The organism is Massilia cellulosiltytica, assembly GCF_047325105.1.
Lineage (GTDB): Bacteria > Pseudomonadota > Gammaproteobacteria > Burkholderiales > Burkholderiaceae_D > Telluria > Telluria orientalis.
Window position 1 is genome coordinate 5,060,670 of record NZ_CP168562.1, and the last position, 16,469, is coordinate 5,077,138.

Genomic DNA, 16,469 nt, shown 5'->3' on the forward strand with positions numbered 1-16,469 from the left:
ACGCGCGCACGATTCAGGCAGTCGCCGCCTCGAAGCGGGCCAGCAGGTCCCACAGGCGCGGCAGGCCCGCGCGCACGGCGTCGAGCTGGCCCGCGTCCGCCAGGGCCTCGAGTTCGGCGCACAGCGCGCGCAGCCCATCCTCGCCCAGGTAGCCGGCGCTGCCCTTCATGCCGTGCAGGACGCGTCCGGCCGTGTCGCGGTCGCCCGTCGCCAGCGCCTTGTCCAGTTCGATGCGGCGGCGCGGCAGGTCGGCCAGGAAGGCGCCGCGCAGGCGGTCCTTCAGGTCGCTTGCGCGCCGGATCGGGGGCGGCGGCGCGGCGGGCGCAACGGCGTCGCCCGGCACGTCGAACATCGCGTCCAGCTCGGCCGTCGACGGCGCGCGCGCGGCCGGCTCCGGCATCGGTGCGAGTTCGATGCCGCGCTGCAGCTGGCGCTCGATGGCGCGCGTGAGGTGGTAATGCAGTTGCGAATCGTCGATGGGCTTGGTGATGAAGGCATCCATGCCGCAGGCCAGGTAGCGCGTCCGGTCTTCCTCGCTGACGTTGGCGGTGAGCGCGACGATCATCAGGTGCTGGTCCAGCACGGGCGCTTCCAGCGGACCGCCGGCGCGGATCAGGCGCGTGGCCGACGCGCCGTCCATCTCGGGCATGCGGCCGTCCATCAGGATCAGGTCGTAGCGCGTGCGCGCGCAGGCCATCACGGCCAGCAGGCCGTTCTCGACGACGTCGACCTGGTGGCCCAGCTCCTCCAGCATCATGCGCACGATGATCTGGTTGGTCGGATAGTCTTCCGCGCACAGCACGCGCAGGCGGTGCGTGTGCGGCGCGCGCGGCTGGTCGGCGACGGAGTGCGGCTGCACGCCGTCCGCCAGCGGCAGCACGAAGCTGAACGTGGAGCCCACGCCGGGCGTGCTGGCGACGCCGATCGTGCCGCCCATCAGTTCGACGAGCTGGCGGCAGATCGCCAGGCCCAGGCCCGTGCCGCCGTAGCGGCGCGTCGTCGTCGCGTCGGCCTGCTCGAATTTCTGGAACAGGCGCGGCAAGGCGTCCGGCGCGATGCCGATGCCCGTGTCTTCGACCGAAAAGCGGATCATGTTGCGGCCCGCGCGGTCGTGCTGGTCTTCCGCGCGGCGCTCGACGCGCACGGTGACGGAGCCGCTCTCGGTGAACTTGAAGGCGTTGCCGACGAGGTTCACGAGGATCTGGCGCAGCCGGGTCGGGTCGCCCACGACGAAGCGCGGCAGGTCCGGATCGAGGCGCACGGCGAACCCCACGCTGTGCGCGCCGGCCTGCTCCTCGAACAGCGTGCCCACATGCGAAATCGATTCGTCGAGCGCGAAGTCGATGTTCTCGATGGTCAGCTTGCCCGCCTCGATCTTGGAAAAGTCGAGCAGGTCGTTGATGATCGCCAGCAGCGACTGGGCGTTCGCCTGGCCGCGCAGGATCTGCTCGCGCGTGCAGTCGCGCAGCGCCGTGTCGCGCAGCGCGAAGCCCAGCATGCCGATCACGCCGGCCAGCGGCGTGCGCATCTCGTGGCTCATGTTGGCGAGGAATTCGGACTTCTGGCGCGTCGCGTCTTCCGCGCGCTGCTTGGCCTGGTACAGCCGCTCCTCGTTTTCCTGCAGCGCGTCGTTGGCGAGCGCCAGCTCGTTCGTGCGGCGCCGCACCTGCCGTTCCTGCTCGCGCAGTTCCTCGGTCTGGCGTTCCAGCAGGCGGTTCTGCTGTTCGATGCGTTCCGTACGCGCGCTGACCTGCTGTTCCAGCATGGCCTTCTGGCGGCGCAGGACGTCCACGCGGATCCGATACGCGCCGTAGCCGCAGCCGATCACCACCAGCGCGCACAGGGTGCGGAACCACCACGTCTTCCAGTACGGCGGCAGCACGGTCACTTCCAGCGTGGCGGCGGCATCGCTCCACACGCCGTCCTTGTTCGCCGCGCGCACCTGGAACGTGTAGCTGCCCGGATCGAGGTTCGTGTAGGTCGCGAAGCGCTTGCTGGCGTCGACGCCGATCCAGTCCTGGTCGAAGCCGACGAGGCGGTAGGCGAAGCGGTTGCGGCCCGGCGCGGCGAAATGCAGCGCCGAGAACTCCAGCGAGAACACGGAGTCCTGCGGCGTGAGCGTGATGCCCGACAGGCGCTCGATCGGCCCCGGCAGCATGCCCGGCCGGACGTCCTGCCACGGCTGGCCGAAGATCTGCAGGCCCGTGATGACGGCGCGCGGCGCGATCAGGTTGTCGTGCAGCGCGCGCGGATTGAATGCGGTGATGCCGTTGTTGCCGCCGAAGTAGAGCGTGCCGTCGGCCACGCGCAGCGCCGAGGCGTCGAAGTACGCCCCTTCGATCGTGCCGTCGGTCGCGTTGTAGTTGCGCCAGGCGCCGCTGGACGGGTCGAGCCGGTGCAGGCCGCTCGAGCTGGACACCCAGATGAAGCCGTCGAGGTCTTCCTGCATCGCGGCCACGACGTCGTCCGCCATGCCGTCGCGCACCGTGTAGCGCTGGAAGCGCGGCGTGCCGTCGCTGCCGATCACCATGCGGTTCAGGCCCACGGCCGTGCCGACCCACAGGTCGCCGCGCCGGTCTTCCAGCAGGTAGTGCACCTCGTCGTGCGACAGGCTGGTGGGATCGTCGGGATCGTGGCGGAAGTGGCGGAACTTGCCGGTGGCGCGGTCGAGCAGGTCCAGGCCGTCGAACGTGCCGACCCAGAACCGGCCGTGGCGGTCTTCCAGCATTGGCCGCACGATGTTGTCGGCCAGGCTCGCGGCCGCGGTCGGGTCGTGCTGGTACGTCGTCTGCTTGCCGTCCGGCGCGATGCGGTGCAGGCCGCCGCGGGTCGCGGCCCACAAGGTGCCGTCGCGCGTGACATGCACGTTGCGCACGTAGTTGGCGTCGACGTCGTCGGTGGACAGCGGGCGCCGCGTGATGCGCCCGGTCTTCGGATCGAAGTGCGCGAGGCCGTTGCGCGTGCCGAGCCACACGGTGCCGTCGCGGCCGAGCGCCACCGACGTCGCCATCGCGTCGCCCGACAGCCCCGCTTCGACGGGCGCGAGGCGCCACGCCTGGTCCGCGCCGGTCGCCGGATCGAACAGGTGCAGGCCGCCGTTCGTGGCGAGCCACAGCTTCCCGCCGCCGTCGCCGACGATGCCGCGCACCTTGTTGTCTTCCAGCGCGAGCGGCGTGTCGTCGCCGCGCACGATGCGCGCGAAGCCGCCGCTGCCCATGTCCGCGCGCGACACGCCGCCGTACCACGTGCCGACCCAGAACGTGCCCACGCGGTCGCCGTACAGCGCCGTGACCTGGTTGTCGCCCAGGCTGTAGCTGTCGGTGATGCGGTGCGGATGGCGCTCGAAGCGGCCCAGCGCGGGCAGCCAGCGGTACAGGCCGCGGTCGTGCGAGCCGACCCAGACCTGGCGCTCGGCGTCCTCGTACAACACGCTGATCTCGCCGGGCGGCATGCCGTCGTCGAGCCCGAACGTGCGCACGTCGCCCTTCGGCCCGAGCGACAGGCGTTCCAGGCCGCCCATGCTGCCGACCCACAGGCCCTGGCCCGCGTCGACCATCAGCGTCTGCACGAAGTCGTACTTGCCGCCGCGCGGCGACGGGTGGTGGCGGAAGTGCATCCGCTCGGGATCGAGGCTGTCGAGGCCCGCCGCGGTGCCGATCCACAGGCGGCCGTCGCGCCCGCGCGCGAGGGCCGTCAGCTTGTCGGACGCGAGGCTGTCCGGCACGCCCGGCACGTGGTGCCACGTGTCGAAGCGGCCGGTCGGGATGTCGAAGTGCTGCAGGCCGTCGGCCGTGGCGAGCCACAGGCCTTCCTTGCCGTCGTCGAGGATGGCGCGGATGTGGCGGTTGCCGTTGCCCCGCTTGGCCGGTTCGTCCGGCAGGAAATGGCTGAACGTGCCGGTCTGCGGTTCGTAGCGATCGAGCCCGCCGTCCGTGCCGATCCACAGCCGGCCCTTGCGGTCGGCGTACAGCACGCGCACCCAGTTGTTGGCGAGCGTCTTCGGATCGCCGACGACGTTGCGGAAATTCGTGAAGCGGTAGCCGTCGTAGCGCGACAGGCCGGACTGGGTGCCGAACCACATGAAGCCGTCCGGGTCCTGGACGATCGACAGCACGGATTCCTGCGCGAGGCCGTCGTCCACCGACAGGTGCTCGAAGCGCAGGGTCGGCGTCGGCGCGGCCTGGGCGACAATGGCCCACAACAGCGCGAGCACCAGGAACAGGCATCGTTTCATGCTTCGAAAAACTCCAGTACGTCGCGGCGCCGGGCATAGGTGTCGCGCTGGCCCAGCGCCATCAGTTCGCGCGTGTAGCCGCCTTCGAACAGCAAATAGGACGCCAGCGAGGCGCCGCGCGCCTCGATCGCCCCGATCCCGCCCAGCAGCGTGCGCACGGGCCCCGGCAGGTTGGCCGCATGGCGCGCGGCGATGTCGTCCAGGCGTTCCGACGGCACGATCGCGAGCAGCTCGATGCGGCGCAGCGGCGTCTTCGCCAGCGCCGCCTCGGGCAGCATGGACAGCGTGTCGTTGATGCGCTGCAGGCGCTCGATATCCATCGCGAGGCCGTCCAGGAAGATCGACGACAGCGCGTGGCCGGCGATCTGCGCCAGGCTCGGATAGCGCACGTGCGCCGGCAAATGGTTCACGGTCTCGTTCATGCGCCCCGCCCCCACGACGAGCACGCGGCGTGCACCCAGGTGGATCGCGGGCGCGATCGGCGCCAGCTGGCGCATCGAGCCGTCGCCGCAGTATTCGAGGTGGCCGTCGAAGTACAAGGGCACGGCCGGGAAGATGAACGGCAAGGCGCTCGACGCGAGCAGGTGCTCGACGCCGATCTGTTCCTGCAGGGCGAGACGCTGGTGCCGCTTCCACGGTGCGATCTCGCGTTCGCTCTGGTAGAACGTGACGTGCTGGCCGCCGCTGTACGACGATGCGGTGACCGCGAGGGCGTCCAGGCAGCCGCTGGCCAGCGCCGCGTCCAGGCGCGGCAGGTCGAGCATGCGGTGCAGCAGGCCCACGAGCGGCGTGTTGTCGAGCAGCGACGTCGGCGGCGCCGCGTGCCATTGGCGCAGCATCCAGCCGAATGACAGCAGCGACAGCCAGCGCGCCCCGGAACGCAGCACGCCCAGCGAATCGGCGCGATAGACCTGCGTGACATCGATGCCCTCCCACACGTCCGCCAACTGGTCGACGGCGTCGCCGAAGTCGTCGGCGCGGCACGCCAGCCCGGCCGCGTTGAGGGCGCCGGCCGACGTGCCGCAGATGATCTCGAACGGATTGCGCGCGGCGGGCCAGCCCGCCTCCCCCAGGATGCGGGAGATCGCCTGCAGGACCCCCGCCTGGTAGGCCGCGCGCGCGCCGCCACCGCTGAGGATCAGCCCCGTTTTACATTCAATATCCACAGAGCAAGATTAGCAAACTCTGTTCAACTTGCGGCGAATAAATAGCGTTTCGACAAACTGTTCGCCCCAACTTCGTTGTATTCGGGTCGGTAGGACGGGCGCCGTGCCCAAGCGTGACGCAGGCGCCGTGTTGGCGTCACGCCCGGGCGGGGGGCTGCCCGTCTACTCGCCTTTGGCAATGCCTTCCCTGCGGGGATCCGCACCGCCGAAATACAGCGGTACGCCGTGGATCTCCATGCGCGCGATGCCCTGCAGGCCGGACGTCTGCTCGAACACGCGCACGTCGTGGCCGCGCGCTTGCAGGGCCTTCACCTCGGACAACGGGAAGCGCCCGGCCTCCAGCTCGGTCGGACCGTTGCGGCTGCCGAAGTTCGGCAGCGAGATCGCCTGCTGCATGTCGAGGCCCCAGTCGAGCGTGCCGACGAGGACCTTGGCCACGTAATTGATGATCAGCGGACCGCCCGGCGAGCCGACCGCTTCCACGAATCTGCCCGTCTTCTTGTCGAACACGATCGTGGGACTCATCGCGCTGCGCGGCCGCTTGCCCGGTTCCACGCGGTTGGCGATCGGCCCGTTCGCGTCGCGCGAATCGAACGAGAAATCGGTGAGCTGGTTGTTGAGGATGAAGCCGTCGACCATCTGGCGCGAGCCGAACGCGTCCTCGACGCTCGTCGTCATCGACAGGCCCGCGCCATACGGATCGACCGCGACGATGTGCGACGTCGAATGCGCCTCGATCGAATTGTCCAGGCCCCAGTGCCACGCCGTCTCCACGCCCGGCGGATGGCCGGCTTGCGCCTTGCCCATCGAGCGCTGCTTGATGAGGCTGGCGCGCTGCGACAGATAGCCCTTGTCCAGCAGCGCGGGGATGCCGCGGCCCGGCAGCGGGACGAAATCCGTGTCGGCGGCGTAGCGGTCGCGGTCCGCATACGCGAGGCGGCCCACTTCCGAGAATACGTGCACGGCGTCCGCGCCCGGGATGCCGTTCGCGGGCGCCAGCGCTTTCATGTCGCGCGTCTCGAACATGCCGAGCATCTGCGCGACGGCGATCCCGCCCGACGACGGCGGCGGCATGCCGCACACCGTGTACGCGCGGTAGTCGTTGCAGACCGGCTCGCGCAGCTTCGGTTGATACGCGGCGATGTCGGCCGCGGTCAGCAGGCCCGGATTCGTCGGGTGGCTCTTGACCTTCGCTTCGATGTCGCGCGCGATGCGGCCCGTATAAAACACCTCGGCGCCGCCGGCGGCCAGTTCGCGCAGGGTACGCGCCAGCTCGGGATTCTTCAGCACGTGGCCGACGGGCCAGGGCTTGCCGTCCGGCGCATAGAAGTAGGCGCGCGCGGTCGGGTCGTTGCGCAGATAGCGGTCCTCGGCCAGCAGGCTGTTCAGGCGCGGGCTCACCGCGAAGCCTTGCTCGGACAGGCGGATCGCCGGCTGGAACAGCGTCTTCCACGCCAGCTTGCCGTGCTGGCGATGGGCCAGCGCCAGCATGCGCAGCACGCCCGGCGCGCCCGTCGAACGGCCGCCCACGATGCCTTCGGTCCGCGACATCGGCGTGCCGTCCGCATGCTGGAACAGATGCTCGTCCGCCTTCGACGGCGCCGTCTCGCGGCCGTCGAACGCCTGCACCTTCCTGCCGTCGTAATACATCAGGAATGCGCCGCCGCCGATGCCGGACGATTGCGGCTCGACGAGCGTAAGGACCAGCTGCGTCGCGATGCCTGCGTCGATCGCCGTGCCGCCCTGTTTCAGCATCTCGTAGCCCGCTTCGACCGCCAGCGGATTCGCGGCCGCCACCATGTACTTGCGGGCGGTCCAGCCGGCCTTCTCGGCATAGCCGCTGGCGGCCTCGGGAGCCCGCTGCAGGGCCGAGGCGTCCTGCGCGAGTGCGACTGCGGGGTGCAGGGCGGCGGTCAATACACCGCCCAAAACGAGGACGAGCAACTTCTTGGTCATACGATTTCTCCGGGAATACCAGAGGGCATCGTACCCGAAATCGCTCAAAGGCTCACTTCGGCTGCATGCGGATGGCGCCGTCCAGGCGGATCGTCTCGCCGTTCAGCATGACGTTCTCGATGATGGTCTTCGCCAGGTGCGCGTACTCGCGCGGCATGCCGAGGCGCGGCGGGAACGGCACCATCTTGCCCAGCGAATCGCGCACTTCCTGCGGCATGCCCATCAGCATCGGCGTCTCGAAGATGCCCGGTGCGATCGTCATCACGCGGATGCCGCTGCGCGACAGGTCGCGCGCCATCGGGAGCGTCATGCCGGCCACGCCCGCCTTCGAGGCGCCGTACGCGGCCTGGCCGATCTGGCCGTCGAACGCGGCGACGGACGCCGTGTTGATGATCACGCCGCGCTCGCCGTGTTCCAGCCCCTCTTCCTTGCCCATCGCATCGGCCGCCAGGCGGCACATGTTGAAGGTGCCGACGAGGTTGATGTTGATGGCGCGCTGGAACGCGTCCAGCGGATGCGGACCGTCCTTGCCGACCGTCTTGATCGCCGGCGCCACGCCGGCGCAGTTGACGAGGCCGCGCAGGCTGCCCAGTTCGAGGGCCGCCGCCACGACGGCCTGGCCGTCCAATTCCGACGTCACGTCGCATTTCACGAAACGTGCAGAATCGGGAAACTGGGCACCGAGCTCGGCGGCCAGCGCCGTGCCGGCTTCCTGCTGCACGTCGGCGAGCACGACCTTGCCGCCCGCCTCGACGATGGTGCGCGCGGTGGCGGCGCCCAGGCCCGAGGCGCCGCCCGTCACGATGAACACGTTATTCTGGATTTGCATCTGTCTCCCTTTCGATATGCTTCGCGTTAATTTCCGCTTATTTCCCGCGTATTTTCCGCGTATTTTCCGTTTACGTAAACGTCAACCTGCGGATTCTAGCGGGGTTGGGCAAACACGTCAAAAACATGTGACGGTGGTCCCGTTCCGCACACATGCGCGGCCCGTGCTGCTGACGCCGGCACTGCCGCCCGCATTGAACGTATTGCCGGCCCCATCCGTGCAAACGATGCCCAGGCAGCCGCGGATGACGCTCGTGCTGGGCACGGTGGGCTGCGGCGCCGTCGCCGGCGGCGGAATCGGCACGGCGGCCGTCGCGGGCGGCGTCGCGCCGGACCGCAGCGGCCGCGGCGCCATCGCCCCTTCTCCCTGCCACGCCGGGTGGCGGCGTGCGGCGCGGCGGCGCAATTCCTCGATCTGCTTGTCGGTGAGTGGCTTGTCTTGCGGCTGGGCCTGGCGGGCCAGCGTATCCGCTTCGTCGTGCACCTCTGCCGGGTTCTTGCGGACGGCGTCGGCGCCCTGCTGTGCGCGCGGATTCAGCACGGGGCCATAGCTCAGCGTCGCCGGCGGCGGCGTGCGCGCCGGCTTGGCCGTGCTCGCTTCATCGGCCACGGTGGCGTCGCGGTTGGCCTGCTCCGTACGCTGGGCCTGGTTCTGCGCGTGCGCCATGCACGACCACGTCAGCAGCATGCATGCAGTCAGTACATATCGTTTCGGTTCCATGATGGGTCGCTCCTCGCGTTCCATTATCGGCCGCACGGCGCCTCGCCGGCGCGCTGCTGTGCGTCGGATGCGTGTCAGGTGAGCGTCAGTTTCCTGCGCCACGCTGTTAAGCTGCCACGGTGCATGTTTTTCAAACAAAAACGACACAGGAGACGACCATGCAGACCCTGCAGGAGATGTATCGCGCCAAGCGCGGCAGTGCCTTCGATGCCCTCAACCACGTCCGTGACGGCGACATGATCGTCGTCCCGACCGGTGTCGGCGAACCGCCCACCCTGCTGCACGCGCTGTCGCAGGAATGCCGGGGCTTCCACGACGTGCAGGTGGCGCAGATCCTCGCGATGCGCAAGTACGGCTATTTCGCGCCTGAATGCCGGCCGCACGTGCGCCACGCGGCGCTGTTCTTCGGCGGCGCGTCGCGCGCGGGCGGCCAGGGCGGCTGGTGCGATTTCATCCCGAATTATTTTTCCGAGATCCCGCTGCTGATCGAGCGGGGGTTGATGCCGTCCGACGTCGTGTTCGCGATGGCGTCGCCGATGAGCGCCTCCGGCCACTTCGCCCTCAGCCTCGGCACGGATTACACGATGGCGGCCGTCGCCAAGGCGCGCGCCGTCGTGCTGGAAGTGAATCCGCACGTCCCGTTCACGCACGGCCAGTGCCACGTGCACATCTCGCAGGTGACGGCGCTGGTCGAAAGCGAAGACCCGATCATGGAAGTGGGCTTGCCCCACATCGGTCCCGTGCAGGAAGCGATCGGCCGTCTCGTGGCAGAGCACATCGACGACGGTTCCACCCTGCAGATCGGCTACGGCGGCATTCCCGACGCCGTCGTCATGCAGCTGACGGACAAGCGCGACCTCGGCATCCACACGGAGATGATCGGCGACGGCATTTTACGACTCGTGGAAGCGGGCGCCGTCAACAACCGCCGCAAGAGCCTGTTGCCGGGCAAGATGGTGGCGACGTTCGCGCTCGGCTCGCGCCGCCTGTACGAGTTCATGCACCACAATCCGATGCTGGAGATGCACCCGTCGAACTTCACGAACGACCCGTACATCGCCGGGCAGAACGACAAGCTCGTGTCGATCAACGCGAGCCTGCAGGTCGACCTGCTCGGCCAGTGCGGCAGCGAAAGCATCGGCCACCTGCCCTACTCCGGCACGGGCGGCCAGGTGGATTTCGTGCGCGCCGCGAACCGCTCGCGCGGCGGCAAGTCGTTCATCGTGTTGCCGTCGACGGCGAAGGACGGCACCGTCTCGCGCATCGTGCCGACCCTGTCGCCGGGCACCCACGCGACGACGAGCAAGAACGACGTCAACTACGTCGTCACGGAATGGGGTGTGGCGCAATTGCGTGGCAAGTCGGCCAAGCAGCGCGCGCAGGCACTGATCGGCATCGCGCATCCGGACTTCCGGCCGTGGCTGCGCGAGGAAGCGGACCGCATGTGCGTGTTCTGAAATAAAAAACGGGACCGCGCGGGTCCCGTTCGTGCGACCGGCGTTACCGGTCAGTTGCGCACGTCGCCGATGGCGCCGCGGGCCTGCCCGGCGCCGAGCGCGCCGGCCATGCCATACACCAGCAGCGCGCGCTGCAGTTCGGCGCGTTCGGCACCGTCGGCCTGCTGCATGCTGTCCTGGCGCGGTGCGTCGGTGGACTCAAGGCCGAGGGCGTCGGTTACGCCCTTTCCTCCCAGATTAGTCGTCATGGTTTTCTCCATTTGGTTAGTAAGCTGGCGCGGCTTGTTCAATAAACAAAACCGCTGATGACGCTACTGTACCGCAACGGAGGCTAACTCGTCGCCATCTGTTTTGTTTTTACACCTATCTTCTTTCCGGGTGAAAATTTACTACACAATTACGCCTGTCGTGGCATGATGGCGCCTCGACGCGACCAGGAGACATGAATGAAACGAGTTGACGAGATCGGCAATGACGAACACGTGCGCGGCCCGGCGGATGCCGCGCTGACGGTGATCGAATATGCGGACTTCCAGTGCCCGTACAGCGCGCGCGCCCACGTCGCGCTGCGCGACCTGGACGAGCGGTTCGGCGGGATCCGCCTGGTCTACCGCCATCTGCCGCTGGCGCATCTGCACCCGCTGGCCGAACTGGCGTCGGAAGCGGCCGAGGCCGCCGGCAGCCAGGACAGGTTCTGGGACATGCACGACGCGCTGTACGAACAGCAGCGCCAGGTGTTCGACAAGCAGGATCTCGCCGTGCTGGCGCAAAGCCTCGATCTCGACATCGAGCGCTTCCGCGCCGAGGTCCTGGAACGCCGCCATCGCGCACGCGTGCAGGCGGACGTCGAGCGCGCCCGCCACGACGGCGCGACCGGCACCCCGACCTTCTACATCAACGGCGTGCGCTACCGCGGCGATTCGGACCGGGCGTCACTGGAAAGCGCGCTCAGCGAGGCGCTCGGACGCTGAACCGCTGCTTTCGGGGCCGCTGCGGGTGCACGCGCGGTTACGGCGGGGTTGCCATACAGCGCCTGCGGTTCCGACACGGCCAGCCAGCCGCCGGCCGGCAGCAGCGGCACGAGCAGCAGCGCCACGATGTTGATGATCTTGATGAGCGGATTCACGGCCGGCCCGGCCGTGTCCTTGTACGGGTCGCCCACCGTGTCGCCCGTGACGGCCGCCTTGTGCGCATCGGACCCCTTGCCGCCGTAGTGGTTGTCCTCGATATATTTCTTGGCGTTGTCCCAGGCGCCGCCGCCCGTCGTCATCGAGATCGCGACGAAGAGTCCGGTCACGATCGTCCCCATCAGCATGCCGCCCAGCGCCGCAGGCCCCAGCAGCATGCCGACGAGGATAGGCACGATCACGGGCAGCAGTGACGGCAGCACCATTTCGCGGATCGCGGACGCCGTCAACATGTCGACGGCCTTGTCGTATTCCGGCTTGCCGGTGCCCGCCATGATACCGACGATGTCGCGGAACTGGCGCCGCACCTCGAGCACGACGGCACCCGCCGCCCGCCCCACCGCTTCCATCGCCAGCGCGCCGAACAGATAGGGCACGAGGCCGCCGATGAACAGGCCGACGATCACCATCGGATTCGACAGGTCGAACGCGATATGCGTGCCGTGCGCCTCCAGCGCATGCGTGTAGTCGGCGAACAGCACGAGGGCCGCCAGCCCCGCGGAGCCGATCGCATACCCTTTCGTGACGGCCTTCGTCGTGTTGCCGACGGCGTCCAGCGGGTCGGTGACGGCGCGCACCTGGTCCGGCATGCCGCTCATCTCGGCGATGCCGCCGGCGTTGTCGGTGATCGGGCCGTAGGCGTCCAGCGCGACGATGATGCCGGCCATCGACAGCATGGCGGTGGCCGCGATCGCGATGCCGTACAGGCCGCCCAGCTGGTACGCGACGAGGATCGCGGCGCACACGACGAGCACGGGATACGCGGTCGACTTCATCGACACGCCGAGCCCCGCGATGATGTTGGTGCCGTGGCCCGTCGTCGACGCTTCGGCGATGTGGCGCACGGGGCCGAATTCCGTGGCCGTGTAGTACTCGGTGATATAGACCATCAGGCCCGTGAGGGCGATGCCGACCGTGGCGCAGCCCAGCATGCGCCAGCGCATCGCATCGTCCGGCCACACGAGCCAGGTGACGACGGCGAACCCGATCAGCGACAGCGCGGCCGACCACCACAGCCCCGTGTACAGCGCGTACATGATCTTGTGACCCGGATGGTTCTTCACGAGCGAGCAGCCGACGATGGACGCGAGGATGGAGATCCCGCCCAGCAGCAGCGGATACACGGTGCCGGTGCCGCCCATCCCCGGGATCACCAGCGAGCCGAGCAGCATCGTGGCGACCAGCGTGACGACGTACGTTTCGAACAGGTCGGCCGCCATGCCGGCGCAATCGCCGACGTTGTCGCCCACGTTATCGGCGATGACGGCGGGATTGCGCGGATCGTCCTCGGGAATGCCGGCCTCGACCTTGCCGACGAGGTCGGCGCCGACGTCCGCGCCTTTCGTGAAGATGCCGCCGCCCAGGCGCGCGAAAATCGAAATGAGCGACGCGCCGAACGCGAGGCCCACGAGCGGCTGGATGACCTCATGCTGCGTGAGGGCAGTATCGGCGCGCAGCATGAGGATCCAATAGAACAGCGCGACGCCCAGCAGGCCCAGCCCGACCACGAGCATGCCCGTGATCGCACCGCCGCGGAAGGCGACGTTCAGCGCCTGGTCGAGCCCGGTCGCGGCCGCCTGCGCCGTGCGCACGTTGGCGCGGACGGACACGTTCATGCCGATGAAGCCGCAGGCCCCGGACAGCAGCGCGCCGGCCAGGAAGCCGCCCGCGGTGGCCGTGCCGAGCAGGAAGTAGATGGCGATCAGCAGGACGACGCCCACGATGGCGATCGTCCGGTACTGGCGCGCCAGGTAGGCCGACGCCCCCTGCTGGATGGCCAGCGAGATTTCCTGCATGCGGCCGTTGCCGGGATCCTGGTGCAGGACCCAACTGCGCGACCACAGCCCGTAGAATACCGCGATGACGCCGCACGCGACGGCGAAGATGAGCTGCGCGGATGCCATGTCGTCCCCCTCGTTCTTCGATCAAGCCACCACAGAGTCGAAAGGCCGCGTGCGCTTAGTTGAGCTCAGTTGAGCTGAGCTGCGGTACGGCCAACCTTGCTGCATTCGCCGCACAGGCGTGCGACAAAACTTTGATCTAAAAACCTGGACGGATGGCATTAGTCATCCGGAGCCAAAAAGAGCGGCTCGCGCCGCCCTGGCGCTCAGTCTGCGAGTGCCGCGAATGCGGCGTCGCGCACCTGTTCGACCGGGCCGACGCCCGAGATCTTGCGGTACTTCGGCGCGCCCGGCAGACCCGATTCCGCCCACTTGTTGTAGTAGCCGAGCAGGACTTCGGTCTGGTTGTGGTACACGGCCAGGCGTTTCTTGACCGTTTCTTCCGTGTCGTCGTCGCGCTGGACCAGCGGTTCGCCCGTCACGTCATCCTTGCCTTCGACCTTCGGCGGGTTGAACTTCACGTGGTAGACGCGGCCCGATGCCGGGTGGCTGCGGCGGCCGCTCATGCGTTCGACGATCAGTTCGTCGGGCACGTCGATTTCCAGCACGTAGTCGATCTTCACACCGCTGTCCTTCATGGCGTCGGCCTGCGCGATCGTGCGCGGGAAGCCGTCGAACAGGTAGCCGTTGGCGCAGTCAGCTTCCTTCAGGCGCTCCTTCACCAGGCCGATGATGATGTCGTCCGACACCAGCTGGCCCGCATCCATCACTTTTTTCGCAGCCAGGCCCAGCTCGGTGCCGGCCTTGATGGCCGCACGCAGCATGTCGCCGGTAGAGATTTGGGGGATGTTGTATTTTTCTTTGATGAAGTTCGCCTGGGTGCCTTTACCGGCGCCGGGGGCTCCTAACAAAATGAGACGCATGAAGGGATTCCTAAAGGTATTTAATAATTCTTGTAGAGGCGGTTAGTTTGGGAACAGATAACCGCCTTGATGCATATCTGACTAGCTGATACGAAACTTACCACAAAAGCAGCATTAAACGCCACTGACGGCGGCCGATCTCTCAGCCGTTTGACCTGGCGCAAGCAGCCTGAAGAGTAGTTTCCACGCGGATCAAGACGCGTAGAAAAGTCGCACGCGCTCCAGGTCGGCCGGGGTATCGACACCCGCATGGGGCGCCTCGGCCGTCACGTGCACGGCGATCGGCACGCCGTGCCACAGCACGCGCAATTGTTCCAGGGCTTCGATGGATTCGAGCGGCGACGGTTCCAGCTGTGGGTAGCGCTGCAGGAACGCATTGCTGTACGCGTACAGGCCGATGTGGCGCAGGGGTACGTAACCAGCAGGCAGTTGCGCGCGAGTGGCGGCAAAGCCGTCGCGGTGCCAGGGGATCGTGGCCCGCGAGAAGTACAGCGCGCGCCCGAGCTTGTCCAGCACGACCTTTACCACGTTCGGATTGAAGGCATCGGCGACGTCGGAGAGAGGATGGGCGCAGGTGGCCATCGGCACGTCGGCCGAGATACGCGCGGCGCAGGCGGCCAGCAGCGCGGGATCGATCAGCGGTTCGTCGCCCTGCAGGTTGACGACGACGGCATCCGGCGCGAGGCCGAGCAGGTGCGCCACTTCGGCGATGCGGTCGGTGCCGGACGGGTGATCCGAACGCGTCATGCAGGCTTCTACGCCATGCGCGGCGCAGGCGGCGGCGATGTCGGCGTGATCGGTCGCGACGATGATGCGGGACGCGCCCGATTGCTGCGCGCGTTCGGCCACGCGCACGACCATCGGCTTGCCGCCCAGGTCCGCGAGCGGCTTGTTCGGCAGCCGCGTCGACGCCAGGCGTGCCGGGATGATGACAACGAAACTCACAGGAATAGCCAATGCGTCAAAGCGCGGGCTCGACCTTGCGCGCCTCTTCGGCCCACATGATCGGAATGCCGTCGCGGATCGGATACGCGAGGCGGTCCGGGCGGCAGATCAGTTCCTGCGCTTTCTTGTCATATTCGAGCGGTCCCTTGCACAGCGGGCAGACCAGGATATCAAGCAGTCGGGCGTCCACGACATTTCTCCACGATTTGGGCAGCCAGCGCGGCATCGATCTGCGCGCCGACCGGCACGACCCACAGGCGCGGGTCGTTGTTGATTGTTTCAAGTTGCCGACATTTTACTGCATCCTTCTCCGTCACCAGGATGACATCGGCGTCGACGGCGCGAAACGGGTCGTCGAGGAAGTCGTGGTGGTCGGGCAGCGGCAGCTCGGCGACGTCCAGGCCCGCGGCGCGCAGCAGCGCGAAGAAGCGCCCCGGATTGCCGATGCCGGCCGCCGCCAGCACGCGTTTGCCGCGCAGCGCGGACAACGGCACGCGCTCGTCCGCATCCATCAGGCGCTCGGCATGGTCGCCCGCGAGGCGCATCTGCCAGGGATCGCCACCCACCGCGGCGGCCAGCGCCGGCGTGATCTCCGCCGCGTTGACGACGGTGACATCGCGCCGGCGCGACGGCGGTTCGCGCAGCGGGCCGGCCGGCAGGGTCCAGCCGTTGCCGGTGCCGCGGCCGTCGAACAGGATGATTTCCACGTCGCGCGCGAGCGCATAGTGCTGCAGGCCGTCGTCGGTGATCAGCACGTCCACGTCGGGGTGCAGGTCCAGCAGATGGCGCCCGGCCTCCACGCGCTTGCGGCCCACGACGACGGGGCAGCCGGCACGCGCGGCGATCAGCAGGGGCTCGTCGCCGACGTCCTGCGCGCGCGACGTCGCCAGCACTTCACGGGGTGCGTCTGCGGCCCCGCCGTGGCCGCGCGAGATCACGCCGGGCCGCATCCCGGCCGCGCGCAGCTGCTGCGCCAGCCAGATCGTCAGCGGGGTCTTGCCCGTGCCGCCGACGAAGATATTGCCGACGACGATGACGGGCACGGGCAGGCGTCCGGCCTTCAGCACGCCGCTGCGATACAGGGCGACGCGCAACGCGACCAGCACGCGCAGCAGCAGCGCAAGCGGCAACAGGGCGATGGCGAGCGGCCCGCGCCGGAGCCATGCGCGGGTGAGTGTCGATTCGAGGGAAGATGCCATATGATGATCCGT

The 16,469-nt window shown here is 68.2% G+C and carries 13 protein-coding genes; 2 read left to right on the plus strand and 11 right to left on the minus strand.

Annotated elements, in window-relative coordinates; genetic code table 11:
• Positions 1-13 precede the first annotated feature (13 nt).
• The 5 genes from ACEN9H_RS22055 to ACEN9H_RS22075 all read right to left on the minus strand — a co-directional run bounded on the left by ACEN9H_RS22055 (position 14) and on the right by ACEN9H_RS22075 (position 8,905).
• Positions 14-4,234, minus strand: coding sequence for a two-component regulator propeller domain-containing protein (locus tag ACEN9H_RS22055; RefSeq protein ID WP_413672088.1), 4,221 nt, complete (start codon positions 4,232-4,234; stop codon positions 14-16).
• A complete protein-coding gene (locus ACEN9H_RS22060) occupies positions 4,231-5,400 on the minus strand; it encodes a patatin-like phospholipase family protein (RefSeq protein ID WP_413672089.1) in 1,170 nt (389 codons plus the stop codon). The genes ACEN9H_RS22055 and ACEN9H_RS22060 overlap by 4 nt, the downstream gene beginning before the upstream one ends.
• Positions 5,401-5,562: 162 nt before the next feature.
• Positions 5,563-7,356, minus strand: coding sequence for a gamma-glutamyltransferase (ggt, locus tag ACEN9H_RS22065; RefSeq protein ID WP_413672090.1), 1,794 nt, complete (start codon positions 7,354-7,356; stop codon positions 5,563-5,565).
• A 52-nt stretch (positions 7,357-7,408) separates the two neighbouring features.
• Complete coding sequence (locus ACEN9H_RS22070; RefSeq protein WP_413672091.1) at positions 7,409-8,185, minus strand: 3-hydroxyacyl-CoA dehydrogenase; 777 nt, start codon at positions 8,183-8,185, stop codon at positions 7,409-7,411.
• A gap of 117 nt (positions 8,186-8,302) precedes the next feature.
• Positions 8,303-8,905 (minus strand): hypothetical protein, encoded by a 603-nt coding sequence (locus ACEN9H_RS22075; protein WP_413672092.1) that lies wholly within the window; start codon positions 8,903-8,905, stop codon positions 8,303-8,305.
• Positions 8,906-9,063: 158 nt separating this feature from the next.
• On the opposite strand from ACEN9H_RS22075, the gene ACEN9H_RS22080 reads away from it, so the two are divergent.
• Positions 9,064-10,362, plus strand: a complete 1,299-nt coding sequence (locus ACEN9H_RS22080; protein ID WP_413672093.1) for an acetyl-CoA hydrolase/transferase family protein — start codon at positions 9,064-9,066, stop codon at positions 10,360-10,362.
• A 50-nt stretch (positions 10,363-10,412) separates the two neighbouring features.
• Here the strand turns inward: ACEN9H_RS22080 and ACEN9H_RS22085 are convergent, their stop codons facing one another.
• Positions 10,413-10,610 (minus strand): hypothetical protein, encoded by a 198-nt coding sequence (locus ACEN9H_RS22085; protein WP_056329679.1) that lies wholly within the window; start codon positions 10,608-10,610, stop codon positions 10,413-10,415.
• A 198-nt stretch (positions 10,611-10,808) separates the two neighbouring features.
• On the opposite strand from ACEN9H_RS22085, the gene ACEN9H_RS22090 reads away from it, so the two are divergent.
• Positions 10,809-11,333 (plus strand): DsbA family protein, encoded by a 525-nt coding sequence (locus ACEN9H_RS22090; RefSeq protein ID WP_413672094.1) that lies wholly within the window; start codon positions 10,809-10,811, stop codon positions 11,331-11,333.
• On the opposite strand, the gene ACEN9H_RS22095 is transcribed toward ACEN9H_RS22090, so the two are convergent.
• The 5 genes from ACEN9H_RS22095 to lpxK all read right to left on the minus strand — a co-directional run bounded on the left by ACEN9H_RS22095 (position 11,270) and on the right by lpxK (position 16,457).
• On the minus strand, positions 11,270-13,453 hold the full coding sequence (locus ACEN9H_RS22095) for a sodium-translocating pyrophosphatase (RefSeq protein WP_413672095.1): 2,184 nt from the start codon (positions 13,451-13,453) through the stop codon (positions 11,270-11,272). The two genes, ACEN9H_RS22090 and ACEN9H_RS22095, sit on opposite strands and share 64 nt — an antisense overlap.
• 203 nt (positions 13,454-13,656) lie before the next feature.
• A complete protein-coding gene (adk, locus tag ACEN9H_RS22100; RefSeq protein ID WP_371764760.1) occupies positions 13,657-14,313 on the minus strand; it encodes an adenylate kinase in 657 nt (218 codons plus the stop codon).
• Positions 14,314-14,505: 192 nt separating this feature from the next.
• Positions 14,506-15,258, minus strand: coding sequence for a 3-deoxy-manno-octulosonate cytidylyltransferase (gene kdsB, locus ACEN9H_RS22105; protein WP_413672096.1), 753 nt, complete (start codon positions 15,256-15,258; stop codon positions 14,506-14,508).
• Between the two features lie 16 nt (positions 15,259-15,274).
• Entirely contained in the window at positions 15,275-15,448 is a 174-nt protein-coding gene (locus tag ACEN9H_RS22110) for a Trm112 family protein (RefSeq protein WP_081984107.1), read from the minus strand.
• Entirely contained in the window at positions 15,429-16,457 is a 1,029-nt protein-coding gene (gene lpxK / locus ACEN9H_RS22115) for a tetraacyldisaccharide 4'-kinase (RefSeq protein ID WP_413672097.1), read from the minus strand. The genes ACEN9H_RS22110 and lpxK overlap by 20 nt, the downstream gene beginning before the upstream one ends.
• Positions 16,458-16,469 lie beyond the last annotated feature (12 nt).